Below are 14159 nucleotides of genomic sequence, written 5' to 3'. Positions count from 1 at the left end.
TTTGGCGTGATTTGTAATCCATTTGATGTATTTTTGTGTCGCCTTTTATTTTATTTGAGTTTGGTTATTGGCGTGATATGTGTAGATGTATGGCGCCGATTGTTAGGCTAATATGGCGAGACTTTTTTAATTTGCTACGACTCGAAGGGATTATGAGAAGTATCACACCAAGACGGGTGCTGTCGCGGGAGCAGCAGACGGAAATCACCCGCATTATCGTCAAGGTGGGCCAGATGCTGGCCCAGTTCGGCGCCGAGAGTCGCATCATCGAGCAGACCACGGTCCGGCTCGGCATGGCGCTCGGGCTGGAGAGCGTCGAGATGGCCATCTCCTCCAGCGCCATCGTGCTCACCAGCCTCTATCAGGGCAGTTGTGTCACCACCACCCGGCGGGTGCGCGAGCACGGCATCAACATGCAGGTAGTGTGCGAGATCCAGCGCATCTGCATCATGGCGGAGAAGGAGCTGATCGGCGCGCGGGAAGTGCGTCAGCGGCTCGATGCCATAGTGCCGTTTCACTATCATCCCTGGCTGGTGGTACCCATGGTGGGGCTCTCCTGCGGCGCCTTCAGCCTGCTGTTTGGCGGCGACTGGCCCATCTTCCTGGTGACCTGCTTCTCGGCCTCGGTCGCCATGCGGGTGCGCCAGCTGATTGCCCGCCACCACCACAGTCCCCTCATCAACTTTGCCGCCACCGGTTTCATCGCCACCCTGCTCGCCTCCAGCGCCACCTTCTTCAACTGGGGGGCGCAGCCCTATCTCGCCATGGCGGCCAGCGTACTGCTGCTGGTGCCGGGCTTTCCGCTGATCAACGCGGTCTCCGACATGGTGAAGGGTTACTTCAACATGGGGCTGGCCCGCTGGGGCACGGCGACCCTGCTGACCATCAGCGCGGCGATAGGGATTATTCTCGCCATGTCGGTGACCGGCATCTGGGGGTGGAAGGTATGATGGATTTCATCTGGCTGCTGGCCAAGGATGCCTTCTGGTCGGCCATTCCGGCGGTGGGGTTTGCCATGCTGTTCAACGTGCCGCCACGGATGTTGAAGTACTGCGCCATGGGCGGCGCGCTGGCTCACAGTCTGCGCACCCTGCTGATCCATCAGGGCATGCCCATCGAGTGGGCCACCCTGGCGGCGGCGACCACGGTCGGCTTTGTCTGCGTCTACTGGTCGCGCCGGCTGCTGGCACCGCGCCCGGTGTTCAGCGTTGCCTCCATCATCCCCATGATCCCGGGCAGCTATGCGTTCAAGGCGATGATCGCGGTGGTGGAGCTCAATATCTCCGGAGTGACCATGGAGCTTATCCAGAGTGCGGTAGAGAACGGCCTCAAGGCGCTGTTTATCGTGGGGGCCCTGAGTTTCGGTTTGGCGATCCCCTCCCTGGTCGTGTACCGTAACCGCCCCATTATCTGACCGACGGTTCGAGAGGTTGACCCCATGATGATTTCCATGATTGCCGCCATGGCCCACGATCGGGTGATAGGGCTGGACAACCAGATGCCCTGGCACTTGCCGGCGGATCTGGCCCACTTCAAGCGGGTGACCCTGGGCAAGCCGGTGCTGATGGGGCGCAAGACCTTTGAATCCATCGGACGGCCGCTGCCTGGCCGCCGCAATCTGGTGATCAGCCGCAACCCCGACTACCGGGCCGACGGCGTGGAGGTCATCGATTCGGTGGGCGCGGCGCTGGCGCTGCTGGCTGGCAGCGACGTGGCCGAGCTGATGGTGATCGGGGGCGGTCATCTCTACGGTCAGCTGCTGCCACGGGCCGACAGGCTCTATCTGACCCGCATCGATCTGGCGGTGGAAGGGGATACCCGCTTCCCGGCCTTCGACGATGGCGACTGGTCCTGCATCGAGCGCGAGTCACATCAGCCCGACGAGAAGAATCCCCACTCCTACTGTTTTGAGACCTGGCAGCGGCGCTGACGGGCGACGTTAACTCGCTGGCAGATAAAAGGCCCCTTGTGCTGCACAAGGGGCCTTTTTGTTGCCCGTAGCTGCCGCGCGAGGGATAAATGGCGCCGCTGACGAGCGAGTGGTTGGCCTGCGCCCTCTCTGTTTTTTCCTAAAACAGAACTAAAAATTCGTTAGCTGTCTAATCATTTTATTGCCGTTGGCAGATACGCGCGATTCCTTCCTTGTCTGGCGCATCATCTTGACCTTTTCCCGGCTTCCCCCCTCAATCAATCCGGCATTGTGATTGAATTCGTTTGCATTTCATGGCCTGATATAGAGTCTTTCACCATCTTCTGATGAATTTTTATGGTGTTAAATAATCCTTAAAAATCAAATTGTTGTGATTTGGCCTTTTTGTTTGGACTCTTTTGGTTCTTTTGTTTTGACTGAAAATTACTTAGTGTTAAAAGTAATTGGCTCACGTTCGACGGTTTGCCAAGCAAGTCGTCGGCCAAGAAAAAAGGACAATATGACAGTCAAACTCGAGGTTAAATCACTCTACAAAATCTTCGGCGATCAACCGGAAAAAGCGTTCAAATTGCTGGCGAAAGGGTATGACCGCGCCAGCATCCTGCAAAAAACCGGGCAGACCCTGGGGGTCCAGGATGTCAATCTGGCCATCGACGAAGGGGAGATCTTCGTGGTGATGGGCCTCTCCGGCTCGGGCAAGTCCACCCTAGTGCGTCTCTTCAACCGGCTGATCGAGCCGACCCGCGGCCAGGTGCTGATCGATGGCGAGGACATCGCTGCCATCTCCGACAGCGAGCTGCGTCAGGTGCGGCGCAAGAAGATCAGCATGGTATTCCAGTCCTTCGCCCTGATGCCGCACCTGAGCGTGCTGGAAAACACCGCCTTCGGGCTGGAGCTGGCCGGTGTGCCGCTGGCGGAGCGTCAGCAGAGCGCCCGCCAGGCGCTCCATCAGGTGGGCTTGGGTCAGTGGATCGATGCCTTCCCCGATGCCCTCTCCGGCGGCATGAAGCAGCGGGTCGGCCTGGCCCGCGCGCTGGCCAACGACCCCGATATCCTGCTGATGGACGAGGCTTTCTCCGCGCTGGATCCGCTGATCCGCACCGAGATGCAGGATGAGCTGCTCAAGCTGCAGGCCAGCCAGCAGCGCACCATCATCTTCATCTCCCACGATCTGGACGAGGCGATGCGCATCGGCGATCGCATTGCCATCATGCAGGACGGCCAGCTGGTGCAGGTCGGCACCCCGGACGAGATCCTCAACCAGCCCGCCAACGACTATGTGCGCGCCTTCTTTCGCGGGGTGGATCTCGCCAACGTGTTCAGCGCCCGCGACGTGGCCAGCCGCAAGCAGATGCCGCTCATCAAGAAGCACACCACCGACGGGCCGGGCAACGCCCTGCGCCAGCTCAAGGAGCAGGAGCGGGAGTTCGGTTATGTGGTGGATCGCCGGCGTCGCTTCATCGGGGTCGTCTCAGTGGAGTCGCTCGGTCAGGCGGTCAGGGCCAAAGGCAGCCTGGAGCAGGCGCTGCTGGCGGACATCCAGCCCATTCTGGCGGACACCGCCCTCAACGAACTGATCAGCCAGGTGGCGGCCGCCCCCTGTCAGGTGCCCGTGGTCGAGGAGGATGGCACTTACCTGGGCCTCATCTCCAAGGCCAACCTGCTGAACACCCTGGACAGGAGTACCCCGGCATGAAGCGGATGAATCCCCATTTTTTACTGAGCGGGCTGCTGGCCCTGGTGCTGCTGGCGAGCCCCTCCCTGCGTGCCGATGAGGCTGCTGTCGACCCCTGGGGGGCCAGTGCGGCTGCCACCGAGGTGGCCGATCCCTGGGGCAGTACCGACACTGAGGCGACCGACTGGCAGAACCAGATCGAGGCGGTTGACACCACAGCCGCCGTCGACTGGCTGGATCCCTTCCAGCAGGCGCTGGTGCCGCTGGATAGCTGGGTCGAGGGCGGCATCGGCTGGCTGGTGGATAACCTGCGGCCGCTGTTCCAGCTGATCCGAGCGCCGGTGGAGCTGGCGCTGGGCGGCATGACCCATCTGCTGCAGACGGTGCCCTCCACCCTGATGATCGGCCTGCTGACCCTGATCGCCTGGCAACTGGTGAACGGTCGCATGGCGCTGGGAACCCTGTTCTCACTGGTGGTGGTGGGGCTTATCGGCGCCTGGTCTGATGCCATGGTGACCCTGTCGCTGGTGCTGACCTCGCTGTTCTTCTGCGTGCTGATCGGGCTGCCGGTCGGCATCCTGCTGGCGAGGAGCGAGCGACTGTCGCGCTGGACCCGGCCGCTGCTGGATGCGATGCAGACCACCCCGGCCTTCGTCTACCTCATCCCCATCGTCATGCTGTTTGGCATCGGCAACGTGCCCGGGGTGGTGGTGACTGTCATCTTCGCGCTGCCGCCGATGATCCGGCTCACCATGCTGGGCATTCGCCAGGTGCCAGCCGATCTGGTGGAGGCGGCCCACTCGTTCGGCGCCAGCCCCTCCCAGCTGCTGTTCAAGGTACAGCTGCCGCTCGCCATGCCCACCATCATGGCCGGGGTCAACCAGACCCTGATGCTGGCGCTCTCCATGGTGGTGATCGCCTCCATGATCGCGGTGGGGGGCCTAGGCCAGATGGTGCTGCGCGGCATCGGCCGACTCGACATGGGTCTCGCCTCCATCGGTGGCCTCGGTATCGTGCTGCTGGCCATCGTGCTCGACCGCCTGACCCAGGCGATGGGACAGCCGGATCGCAGCCGTAGCGGCCGCTGGTATCAGCGTGGCCCCGCCGCCCTGCTGCTGCGCCTGCTCGGCCGCGACAAGTCTATCGATTACAAAGGAGTAAATGCATGAGACTCATCACCAAGACGCTGACCCTGGGTTCCCTGCTGTTAAGCTCCCAACTGCTCGGCCCGCTCGCCATGGCCAGCACCGAGCTGCCGGGGGAGGGCGTGCGCGTCCAGCCCCTGCAGAGCTCGTTGCCGGAGGAGAGCTTTCAGACCCTGCTGGTGAGCAAGCTGATGGCACGCCTCGGCTACGACGTCCAGCCGGCCCAGGAGGTGGATTACAACGTGGCCTACGCCTCGGTGGCGCAGGGGGATGGCACTTTCCTCGCCTTCAACTGGATACCGCTGCAGAACAACAAGTATGAGCAGGCGGGGGGCGACAAGGTGTTCTTCCGTGAGGGCACCTATGTGGCCGGGGCCGCCCAGGGCTATCTCATCGACAAGCAGACCGCGACCCGCTACGGCATCACCAACCTGGGTCAGCTCAAGGATCCCAAGCTGGCGGCGCTGTTTGACGGCGATGGTGACGGCAAGGCCGACCTGGTGGGCTGCAACCCGGGCTGGGGCTGTGAAGAGGCGATCAACCGTCATCTGGCCGGGTTTGGCCTGACCCCGACCGTCACCCACAAGCAGGGCAACTACGCGGCGCTGATCGCCGACACCCGCGCCCGTTACCAGGCCGGCAAGCCGGTGCTCTACTACACCTGGACCCCCTACTGGCTCAGCAGCGAGCTGGTGCCGGGCAAGGACATGGTGTGGCTGGAGGTGCCCGCCGATGGCCCTGATGCAGCCAAGACCCGGCTGCCGAACGGCAAGAACTACGGCTTCCCTGTCAACACCATGCACATCGTCGCCAACAAGCAGTTCGCCGAGGCCAACCCGGCAGCCGCCAGGCTGTTCTCCATCGTCAAGCTGCCGCTTAATGACATCAACGTCCAGAACGGCCTGATGAACAAGGGGCAGAACAAGCCGGCGGACGTGGAGCGTCACGCCGACGCCTGGCTCAAGGGCCACGAGGCGCTGGTGAACGACTGGCTGACCCAGGCGCGCGCCGCCGCCAAGTAATGAGAGGCGGTAGCTCGCTCTTTGCGCAAAGAAAAACGCCCGGCAGTTGCCGGGCGTTTTTTATGGGCGCCGTGCGGGCGGGCCCTCTGGCTCAGATGCCGGAGCCGTCGTTCTCGCCGTTCTCCTCGTGCAGGCCGCATTCGCGCTTGAGGCCGAAGAAGCGGGTCTGCTCCTCGCTCATGCCGGGCTCCCACTTGGTGGTGGTGTGCACGTCGCCTACCGACAGGTAGCCCTGCTCCCACAGCGGGTGGTAGGGCAGGTCGAACTCCTTGAAGTAGTAGAAGACGTCCTTGTTGCTCCAGTCGATCACCGGCAGGAACTTGAAGCGGCCGCGCTGGATGGCCAGCACCGGCAGCTTGCCCCGGCTGCCTGACTGCTCCCGGCGCAGGCCCGAGAACCAGGTGCGGGCGCCCAGCTCGTTCAGGGCGCGGTCCATCGGCTCCACCTTGTTGAGCTGGTTGTAGCGGGTGATCCCCTCCACCCCCTGCTCCCACAGGAGGCCGAAGCGGGCCTCCTGCCAGGCCGGACTGAGCTCGGCCCGGTAGATTTTGAGGTTGAGGGCGAGCCGCTCGGTCAGCTCGTCGATGAAGCGGTAGGTCTCGGGGAAGAGATAACCGGTATCGGTCAGCACTACCGGCACGTCGGCCCGCTCGCGGCTCACCAGGTGCAGCATCAGCGCCGCCTGGATGCCGAAGCTCGATGACAGCACGTGCTCCCCCGGCAGGTTGGCCAGCGCCCAGCGCACCCGCTCGGGGGCGCTGATGGCATCGAGAGCCCGATTGATAGGGGCCAGTGCCTCGACCTGCTCCTCGCGACTCAAGGCCAGCAGGGCGTCGAGGTCGAGCCGGCCGTCGGCGGTACGCGCCAGCCGCTCTGTATCGGTCTGATCAGGCTGCATAGAAGTCCCTCGCGGAGTCGATGACCGGGGCTATGATGCCGGCGCGGATGACAAAATCGCCGAAGCACTCGCCCGTGTTGCGATCCTTGGCCCAGCGGCCGATAAGCGTATCCAGCTCGGCCAGGATCTGCGGCTCGGTGATGTTCTCCAGGTGCAGGCGCGGGATGCGGGTCCCCTCGAGGTTGCCACCCAGGTGCAGGTTGTAGCGTCCCGGCGCCTTGCCCACCAGACCCACCTCCGCCAGCATGGCGCGGCCGCAGCCGTTGGGGCAGCCGGTGACCCGGAAGATGATGGCATCATCGGCCAGACCGTGCTTGGCCAGCAGCCCCTCGATGTCGGTGACGAAGGCCGGCAGCATGCGCTCGGCCTCGGCCATCGCCAGCGGGCAGGTGGGCAGGGCGACGCAGGCCATGGACTGCTTGCGCTGTTCGCTCACGCCGTCATCCAGCAGGCCGTACTGGCGTGCCAGCGCTTCGATGCGGGCCTTCTCGCCGGCAGGTACGCCTGCGATGATCAGGTTCTGGTTGGCGGTGAGACGGAAATCCCCCTGATGTACCTTGGCAATTTCCAGCATGCCGCTCTTGAGCGGCTTGCCCGGGAAGTCCAGCAGGCGGCCGTTCTCGATAAACAGGGTCAGGTGGTGCTTGCCGTCGATCCCCTCAACCCAGCCGAAGCGATCGCCACGGCTGGTGAACTCATAGGGGCGCACCGGTCCGAACGGGATGCCGGCGCGGCTCTCCACCTCGGCCTTGAAGGCCTCGACGCCGACGCGCTCGAGGGTGTACTTGGTCTTGGCGTTCTTGCGGTTGACCCGGTTGCCCCAGTCGCGCTGGGTGCTGACTACGGCGGCCGCCACTTCCAGCACGTGGGAGAGCGGCACGAAGCCGAAATCGCTCGCCTTGCGCGGGTAGGTGCTGGTGTCGCCGTGGGTCATGGCCAGACCCCCGCCCACCAGCACGTTGAAGCCCACCAGCTTGCCGTGATCACTGATGGCCACGAAGTTGAGATCGTTGGCGTGGATGTCCACGTCGTTGTGGGGCGGGATCACCACAGTGGTCTTGAACTTGCGCGGCAGGTAGTTGGAACCCAGGATCGGCTCTTCATCACCCCCCAGCTTCTCGCCGTCCAGCCAGATCTCCACGTAGGCGCGGGTCTTGGGCAGCAGGTGCTCGGAGATCTTCTTGGCCCACTCGTAGGCCTCCTGATGCAGCTCGGACTCCACCGGGTTGCTGGTGCAGAGCACGTTGCGGTTCACGTCGCCGGCGGTGGCTATGCTGTCGATGCCGGTGCTGTTGAGGGTCTGGTGCATCATCTTGATGTCGCGCTTGAGCACCCCGTGGAACTGGAAGGTCTGGCGGGTGGTCAGGCGGATGCTGCCGTACAGGCTGTGATCCTCGGCGAACTTGTCGATCACCTGCCACTGGGCCGGGCTGATGATGCCGCCGGGCAGGCGGGCGCGCAGCATGACGTTGTGCAGGGGCTCCAGCTTCTGGGCGGTGCGCTCCGGGCGGATGTCGCGGTCATCCTGCTGGTACATGCCGTGAAAGCGGATCAGCTGGAAGTTGTCGCCGTTGAAGCCACCGGTGAGCGGGTCTGTGAGATCCTGCGCTATGGTGCCGCGCAGGTGATCGCTCTCGCGTTTCAGACGTTCGTTGTCGGCCAGCGGTCCTTCCACCGGCCCTGGAATAAGTTGCTTGCTCATCAATAGACATCCCTTTGATAACGTTTGGCACGACGCAATTCGCTCAAATACTCTTCTGCTTCCTCACGGCTCTTGTGGCCATGTTCCGCAATCACATCCAGCAGGGCTTCCTGCACATCCTTCGCCATCTGGTTGGCATCGCCGCACACATAGAAGTGGGCGCCTGCTTCCAGCCACTGGTAGAGCTCCTGGCCCGCTTCCCGCAGGCGGTGCTGTACGTAGACTTTCTCGGCCTGATCCCGGCTGAAGGCCAGCGAGATCTTGCTGAGCAGCCCGCTCTTCACATAACGCTGCCACTCCACCTGATAGAGGAAATCCTGGGTGAAGTGCGGGTTGCCGAAGAACAGCCAGTTGTTGCCTTCGGCCCCCTGGGCCTCGCGCTCCTGCAGGAAGGCGCGAAACGGTGCAATGCCGGTACCCGGCCCCACCATGATGACGGGGGTGTCGGGGTTTGACGGCAGGCGGAAGTTGTCGTTGTGCTCGACGAATACCCGTACCTCAGCGTCTTCGGCCAGCCTGTCCGCCAGGTAGGAGGAGGCGGCGCCGCTGCGTACCGTGCCGTCTTCCTGCGGATAGCGCACCACGCCGACGGTCAGGTGCACCTCCTCTTCCACCTCGCTCTGGCTGGAGGCGATGGAGTAGAGGCGCGGGGTGAGCGGGCGCAGCAGGCCCAGCAGCTGCTCGGCAGTGAGCGCGGTCGGGAAGCGTTTCAGCACATCCACGACCTGGGCAGAGGCCACCAGAGCATTGACCTGGGCCTTGTCGCCAGCCAGATCTTTCAGCGCCGCGTTGCCCGATATGTCAGCGAGTCCTGTGATGAAGCCGCCGTGCAAGCGGGTCAGCTCCAGCTCGCGGCTGAGCACTTCGCGCAGGCTGCCGCGGGCGGTGGCCTCGTCGCCGGAGAGACTGGCCAGCGTCAGCACCTCGTTCACCAGTGCGGGGTCGTTGTCAAACCAGATGCCGAGGGCATCGCCCGGCTGGTAGCGGATGCCGGACTCTTCAAGGCTGATCTCGATGTGGCGGATATCCTTGGTCGAGTCGCGGCCGGTGATCTTCTGGTTGACCGAGAGCCTGGCCGGGAAGGGGTTCTCCTTGCTGTACTGGCTGTGGCCGACCGCCTGCTGTACCGCGCTGGCCACGTTGCTGTTGGCGGGACCGGCGGAGAGGGTGGCGGCGATGGCATTGAGCGCCTGTTCACCCCACGCCTTGGCGGCATCCTGATAATCCACGTCCAGGCTGGCGAGTTCATGCACCCGATCGGCGCCGGCCTTGGTCAGCAGGCTGTCAAAGTCCTTGCCGGTCTGGCAGAAGAATTCATAGGAGCTGTCACCCAGCCCCAGCACGGCGAACTTGAGCCCTTCCAGCTTGCCGACCTTGCCCTTCTTGAGCTGCTCGAACAGATCGACCGCACTCTCCGGCGGTTCACCCTCCCCGTAAGTGCTCACTACCACCAGCAGGTGGGTCTCTTTCTTGAGCTGCTTGGGTTTGTAGTCCGCCATGGAGATGAGGGTCACCGGCAGACCGCGCGCCTCGGCCTGCGCCTTGATGGCGCTGGCCACGCCCTTGGCGTTGCCGGTCTGGGAGCCGTAGAGAATGGTCAGATTGCCGCTGGGGGCAGTGGCGGCTGCGCCGGTCACGGCCGGCTGGCTGCCCGCCTGGGAGAGACCGTAGAGATAACCGCTGACCCAGGCCAGTTGCTGGGTATTGAGGGTCGATAGTGCCTGGCTCAGCTGTCGCTGCTGCTCGTCGGAGAGGGGAGTCAGGTTGGTCAGGGAGTCCTTCAATTGCATCACACACGTCTTCCATGGTCTGATTTTTGGTCAGGTTAAGGGGTGTGATGGATAACAACAAAGAATAAAAATGTCTTTTTTATTCTATTACTGCATTAAAACGGTGATGGATAGGGGCGCAAAGCGACTCAGGTCGACAGGGCTCTCATGGTATAAAGGGCAATGAATGAACCCGTATTACCCACACAGGAAGCGTGAATGTCGACCATCAGCTTGTTTCATGTCAATGCCTTCAGCCGGCACCCCTTTGGCGGCAACCCGGCGGTGGTGGTGCTGGGGCCGAGCCAGCCAGATGCCACCCTGCTGGCCATGGCGGCCGAGTTCAACCTGTCGGAGACCGCCTTTCTGGTGCCCCTTGGCCATGCCCGCTACCAGCTGCGCTGGTTTACCTCCGCGCTGGAAGTGGATCTCTGCGGTCACGGCACCCTGGCAGCGGCCCACGTGCTGTGGCAGACGGGGGCGGTGGCAGAGGATGAGGTCATACGCTTCGAGACTCGCAGCGGCGAGCTGCTGGCCCGGCGTGAAGGGGAGTGGATCTGGCTCGATTTCCCGCGCATTGCCACGGCGCCGCTCGTTCTGGATCCGGCCTATGCGGCTGCGGTCGGTTGCCGGCCGCTGCAAACCCTGGCGGCTGGCGCCAAGTTCTTGCTTGCGCTGGCCAGCGAGGAGGAGGTTCGTGCGCTCACTCCCGATTTTCAGGCCCTGCGCGCGCTGCCTGGCCGCGGCCTGATGGTGACGGCACCCTCGAGCGACCCGGACCATGACTTTGTCTCTCGCTATTTTGCCCCCTGGGTCGGGGTGGATGAGGATCCGGTGACCGGCTCCAACCACTGCACCCTGGTGCCCTTCTGGGCCGAACGGCTCGGCAAACGGCAGTTGCGGGCCCGCCAGATCTCGGCAAGGGGCGGGGAGCTGCGGCTAGTACTGCAGGAGAATCGGGTGCTGATGGCCGGTCAGGCCGTCACCTTGTGGCAGGGGGAGTGGCTGCTGCCAGTGGCCTCATAAGCGGCAAGCTGGCGGCGTCTTGAAGGTTCGTCACCGGTTTGTGCCTGCCATAAAAAACGCCCCGCAGTGGCGGGGCGTTTTGATTGTCATGGACGGCAGCTGTGCTGCTGCAGCCCTGTTTCTTCGGCTCTTACTTTTGTGGACGCAGAGCCGGGAACAGGATGACGTCGCGGATGGTGTGGCTGTTGGTGAACAGCATGACCAGACGGTCGATACCGATACCCTGACCGGCAGTCGGCGGCAGACCGTGTTCCAGCGCGGTCACGAAGTCGGCGTCGTAGAACATGGCTTCGTCATCGCCAGCGGCTTTCTGGTCAACCTGAGCCTGGAAGCGCTCGGCCTGATCTTCCGCATCGTTCAGCTCGGAGAAGCCGTTTGCCAGCTCGCGGCCGCCGATGAAGAATTCGAAGCGGTCGGTGACGTCCGGGTTCTGGTCGTTGCGACGGGCCAGCGGGGAAACGGCAGCCGGGTACTCGGTGATGAAGGTCGGTTGCAGCAGCATGTGCTCCACGGTCTCTTCGAAGATCGCGGTGATCACGTGGCCCAGTTCCCAGCTCTTCATCAGCTCGATGTGCAGGCGCTTGGCGACGGCGGTGGCCTTCTCCAGGGTCGCCAGATCGTCACGGGTCACATCCGGGTTGTACTTCAGGATGGAGTCAACCATGGAGAGACGCTGGAACGGCTGACCGAAATCGATGGTGAGACCCTCTTCGCCCTCTTTGGCGTAACGGATCTTGGTGTCGCCCAGGATGTCTTGCGCCAGGGTGCGCAGCATCTCTTCGGTGAGATCCATCAGATCGATGTAGTCGGCGTAAGCCATATAGAACTCGAGCATGGTGAACTCGGGGTTATGGCGAACGGAGATACCTTCGTTACGGAAGTTGCGGTTGATCTCGTAGACACGCTCGAAACCACCGACCACCAGGCGCTTCAGATAGAGTTCCGGAGCGATACGCAGGTACATGTCGATGTCCAGCGCATTGTGGTGGGTGATGAACGGACGAGCAGAGGCGCCACCCGGGATGACCTGCATCATGGGGGTTTCCACTTCCATGAAGCGCTTGTCGTTCAGGAACTTGCGGATACCGGCCACGACCTTGGTACGGGTCACGAAAGTCTTGCGGGACTCTTCGTTGGCGATCAGATCCAGATAACGCTGACGGCAGCGGGCTTCCTGGTCGGTCAGACCTTTGTGCTTCTCGGGCAGCGGGCGCAGGGCCTTGGTCAGCAGGCGAATGTCGGAGACGTGAACGGAGAGTTCGCCTGTGTTGGTGCGGAACAGGGTACCTTCGACACCCACGATGTCGCCCAGATCCCACTTCTTGAACTGCTCGTTGTAGAAGCCTTCCGGCAGGTCGTCACGGGTGACGTAGACCTGGATCTTGCCAGCCATGTCCTGCAGGGTGGCGAAAGATGCCTTGCCCATGATCCGGCGGGTCATGATGCGACCGGCAATCTTCACCCGTTTACCCAGTGCGGCCAGTTCGTCGGCGCTCTTGTCACCAAACTCGGCGTGCAGATCGCCGGAGAGGCTGTCACGACGGAAGTCGTTGGGGAAGGGGTTGCCCTGGGCGCGCAAGGCGGCCAGCTTGGAACGACGCTCCTGCATCTCGTTGTTCAGATCGAGAGTTTGGTCGACTTCCGGAGTAGTGGTTTGTTCAGACATGGTGATTCCTGCTGTTCTGTTTTTTTACAGGCCTGATTTCAGGCTAGCTTCGATAAACTTGTCCAAGTCGCCGTCGAGTACCGCCTGGGTGTTGCGGGTTTCGACGCCGGTACGTAGATCCTTGATGCGCGCATCATCCAGCACATAGGAACGGATCTGGCTGCCCCAGCCGATATCGGACTTGGTCTCTTCGAGGGCTTGCTTCTCGGCATTCTGCTTCTGAATTTCCAGCTCGTAGAGCTTGGCCTTCAGCTGCTTCATACACTGATCTTTGTTTTTGTGCTGGGAACGATCGTTCTGGCACTGTACCACGACCCCAGTAGGAATGTGGGTAATACGTACCGCGGATTCGGTCCGGTTGACGTGCTGACCACCGGCGCCGGAGGCACGGTAGACGTCGATACGCAGGTCGGCCGGGTTGATCTCGATGTCGATGTCATCGTCGATCTCGGGGTAGACGAACACCGAGCAGAACGAGGTGTGGCGACGGCCACCGGAATCGAACGGGGATTTGCGCACCAGGCGGTGCACGCCGGTCTCGGTACGCAGCCAGCCGAACGCATACTCACCGGTGAACTTGATGGTGGCGGACTTGATGCCGGCCACGTCGCCTTCGGAGCATTCGATGAGCTCGGGCTTGTAGCCGTGGGCATCGCCCCAGCGCAGGTACATGCGCAGGACCATGTTGGCCCAATCCTGCGCTTCGGTACCACCGGAGCCGGACTGGATGTCGATGTAGCAGTCGGAGGGATCGTGCTGACCGGAGAACATGCGGCGGAACTCGAGATCCACCAGCTTGGTTTCCAGTACGTCGGCTTCGGCCACGGCTTCGTTGAAGGTGTCTTCGTCTTCACCTTCCACGGCCAGCTCGACCAGCATGGCCACGTCGTCGGCGCCCTGGGTCAGGGTGTCGATGGTGCCGACCACGTTTTCCAGCGCCACGCGCTCCTTGCCCAGCGCCTGTGCGCGCTCGGGTTCATTCCAGACGTCCGGCTGTTCCAGCTCGGCGTTGACCTCTTCTAGACGCTCTTTCTTGGCGTCATAGTCAAAGGTACCCCCTAAGCAGCTCGGTCCTCTCAGACAGCTCCTTAAGCTTGTTTAATACAGGATTGACTTCAAACATCGTGAAAACTCTCGGGGTCGATGTGATTTAAAAACGGGATATTCTAGCCAATTGTGGAAGGAATAAACAGGGTCGGCTGTTCTTGTGCATGCCTCGTAGTCAATTTCTGGTGCAGTTTTCCCCAACTCGGTGGAAAATATCGCCCGCCGGCCCATTTTCCGGTTTAGTTTTGCGCCGACGGGTCGTTAATAACTACGCAGTGC

Annotated in this window: 12 protein-coding genes; 7 read left to right on the top strand and 5 right to left on the bottom strand. The window is 62.4% G+C overall.

Annotated features, from left to right (window positions below; translation table 11 throughout):
* Positions 1-152: 152 nt before the first annotated feature.
* The 6 genes from E5E96_RS02405 to proX all read left to right on the top strand — a co-directional run bounded on the left by E5E96_RS02405 (position 153) and on the right by proX (position 5772).
* On the top strand, positions 153-950 hold the full coding sequence (locus E5E96_RS02405) for a threonine/serine exporter family protein (RefSeq protein ID WP_011707144.1): 798 nt from the start codon (positions 153-155) through the stop codon (positions 948-950).
* Positions 947-1414, top strand: a complete 468-nt coding sequence (locus tag E5E96_RS02400; RefSeq protein ID WP_011707143.1) for a threonine/serine exporter family protein — start codon at positions 947-949, stop codon at positions 1412-1414. Before E5E96_RS02405 ends, E5E96_RS02400 begins: the two co-directional genes overlap by 4 nt.
* Positions 1415-1438: 24 nt before the next feature.
* Complete coding sequence (gene folA, locus E5E96_RS02395; RefSeq protein ID WP_171281481.1) at positions 1439-1930, top strand: type 3 dihydrofolate reductase; 492 nt, start codon at positions 1439-1441, stop codon at positions 1928-1930.
* A gap of 499 nt (positions 1931-2429) precedes the next feature.
* Complete coding sequence (gene proV, locus E5E96_RS02390) at positions 2430-3626, top strand: glycine betaine/L-proline ABC transporter ATP-binding protein ProV (RefSeq protein ID WP_171281480.1); 1197 nt, start codon at positions 2430-2432, stop codon at positions 3624-3626.
* On the top strand, positions 3623-4774 hold the full coding sequence (proW, locus tag E5E96_RS02385; RefSeq protein WP_171281140.1) for a glycine betaine/L-proline ABC transporter permease ProW: 1152 nt from the start codon (positions 3623-3625) through the stop codon (positions 4772-4774). Before proV ends, proW begins: the two co-directional genes overlap by 4 nt.
* Positions 4771-5772 (top strand): glycine betaine/L-proline ABC transporter substrate-binding protein ProX, encoded by a 1002-nt coding sequence (proX, locus tag E5E96_RS02380; protein ID WP_171281479.1) that lies wholly within the window; start codon positions 4771-4773, stop codon positions 5770-5772. The genes proW and proX overlap by 4 nt, the downstream gene beginning before the upstream one ends.
* Positions 5773-5863: 91 nt before the next feature.
* Here proX and E5E96_RS02375 read toward each other — a convergent pair whose 3' ends face one another.
* Genes E5E96_RS02375 through E5E96_RS02365 form a run of 3 tightly spaced genes read right to left on the bottom strand, consistent with a single transcriptional unit; the run spans position 5864 to position 10162 of the window.
* Positions 5864-6670: a phosphoadenylyl-sulfate reductase gene (locus E5E96_RS02375; protein WP_076360463.1), complete on the bottom strand. Its 807-nt coding sequence runs from the start codon at positions 6668-6670 to the stop codon at positions 5864-5866.
* Positions 6660-8372, bottom strand: coding sequence for an assimilatory sulfite reductase (NADPH) hemoprotein subunit (gene cysI / locus E5E96_RS02370; protein ID WP_171281478.1), 1713 nt, complete (start codon positions 8370-8372; stop codon positions 6660-6662). The genes E5E96_RS02375 and cysI overlap by 11 nt, the downstream gene beginning before the upstream one ends.
* Positions 8372-10162: an assimilatory sulfite reductase (NADPH) flavoprotein subunit gene (locus tag E5E96_RS02365; protein ID WP_171283196.1), complete on the bottom strand. Its 1791-nt coding sequence runs from the start codon at positions 10160-10162 to the stop codon at positions 8372-8374. The genes cysI and E5E96_RS02365 overlap by 1 nt, the downstream gene beginning before the upstream one ends.
* Before the next feature lie 198 nt (positions 10163-10360).
* Here E5E96_RS02365 and E5E96_RS02360 point away from each other — a divergent pair, with 198 nt between their 5' ends.
* Positions 10361-11167: a PhzF family phenazine biosynthesis protein gene (locus tag E5E96_RS02360; protein ID WP_171281477.1), complete on the top strand. Its 807-nt coding sequence runs from the start codon at positions 10361-10363 to the stop codon at positions 11165-11167.
* A 130-nt stretch (positions 11168-11297) separates the two neighbouring features.
* Here E5E96_RS02360 and lysS read toward each other — a convergent pair whose 3' ends face one another.
* Together lysS and prfB are read right to left on the bottom strand one after the other, a co-directional pair.
* Complete coding sequence (gene lysS / locus E5E96_RS02355) at positions 11298-12833, bottom strand: lysine--tRNA ligase (protein ID WP_011707134.1); 1536 nt, start codon at positions 12831-12833, stop codon at positions 11298-11300.
* A 24-nt stretch (positions 12834-12857) separates the two neighbouring features.
* A protein-coding gene (gene prfB / locus E5E96_RS02350) for a peptide chain release factor 2 (RefSeq protein ID WP_011707133.1) occupies positions 12858-13956 on the bottom strand; the annotation gives its coding sequence in 2 pieces (ribosomal slippage) (positions 12858-13880 and positions 13882-13956; 1098 coding nt in all).
* Positions 13957-14159: the final 203 nt, after the last annotated feature.

This window comes from Aeromonas sp. 1805, assembly GCF_013085525.1.
In the GTDB taxonomy this organism is placed as follows: Bacteria; Pseudomonadota; Gammaproteobacteria; order Enterobacterales; family Aeromonadaceae; genus Aeromonas; species Aeromonas hydrophila.
The sequence above is the reverse complement of the archived record's forward strand: the minus strand, read 5'-3'. Positions and strand labels throughout refer to the sequence as shown.

Bases quoted from the DNA above. Each gene is read 5' to 3' on its own strand.
- E5E96_RS02405 (WP_011707144.1), top strand. From the start codon at position 153: ATGAGAAGTATCACACCAAGACGGGTGCTGTCGCGGGAGCAGCAGACG.
- E5E96_RS02400 (WP_011707143.1), top strand. From the start codon at position 947: ATGATGGATTTCATCTGGCTGCTGGCCAAGGATGCCTTCTGGTCGGCC.
- folA (WP_171281481.1), top strand. From the start codon at position 1,439: ATGATGATTTCCATGATTGCCGCCATGGCCCACGATCGGGTGATAGGG.
- proV (WP_171281480.1), top strand. From the start codon at position 2,430: ATGACAGTCAAACTCGAGGTTAAATCACTCTACAAAATCTTCGGCGAT.
- proW (WP_171281140.1), top strand. From the start codon at position 3,623: ATGAAGCGGATGAATCCCCATTTTTTACTGAGCGGGCTGCTGGCCCTG.
- proX (WP_171281479.1), top strand. From the start codon at position 4,771: ATGAGACTCATCACCAAGACGCTGACCCTGGGTTCCCTGCTGTTAAGC.
- E5E96_RS02375 (WP_076360463.1), bottom strand. From the start codon at position 6,670: ATGCAGCCTGATCAGACCGATACAGAGCGGCTGGCGCGTACCGCCGAC.
- cysI (WP_171281478.1), bottom strand. From the start codon at position 8,372: ATGAGCAAGCAACTTATTCCAGGGCCGGTGGAAGGACCGCTGGCCGAC.
- E5E96_RS02365 (WP_171283196.1), bottom strand. From the start codon at position 10,162: ATGCAATTGAAGGACTCCCTGACCAACCTGACTCCCCTCTCCGACGAG.
- E5E96_RS02360 (WP_171281477.1), top strand. From the start codon at position 10,361: ATGTCGACCATCAGCTTGTTTCATGTCAATGCCTTCAGCCGGCACCCC.
- lysS (WP_011707134.1), bottom strand. From the start codon at position 12,833: ATGTCTGAACAAACCACTACTCCGGAAGTCGACCAAACTCTCGATCTG.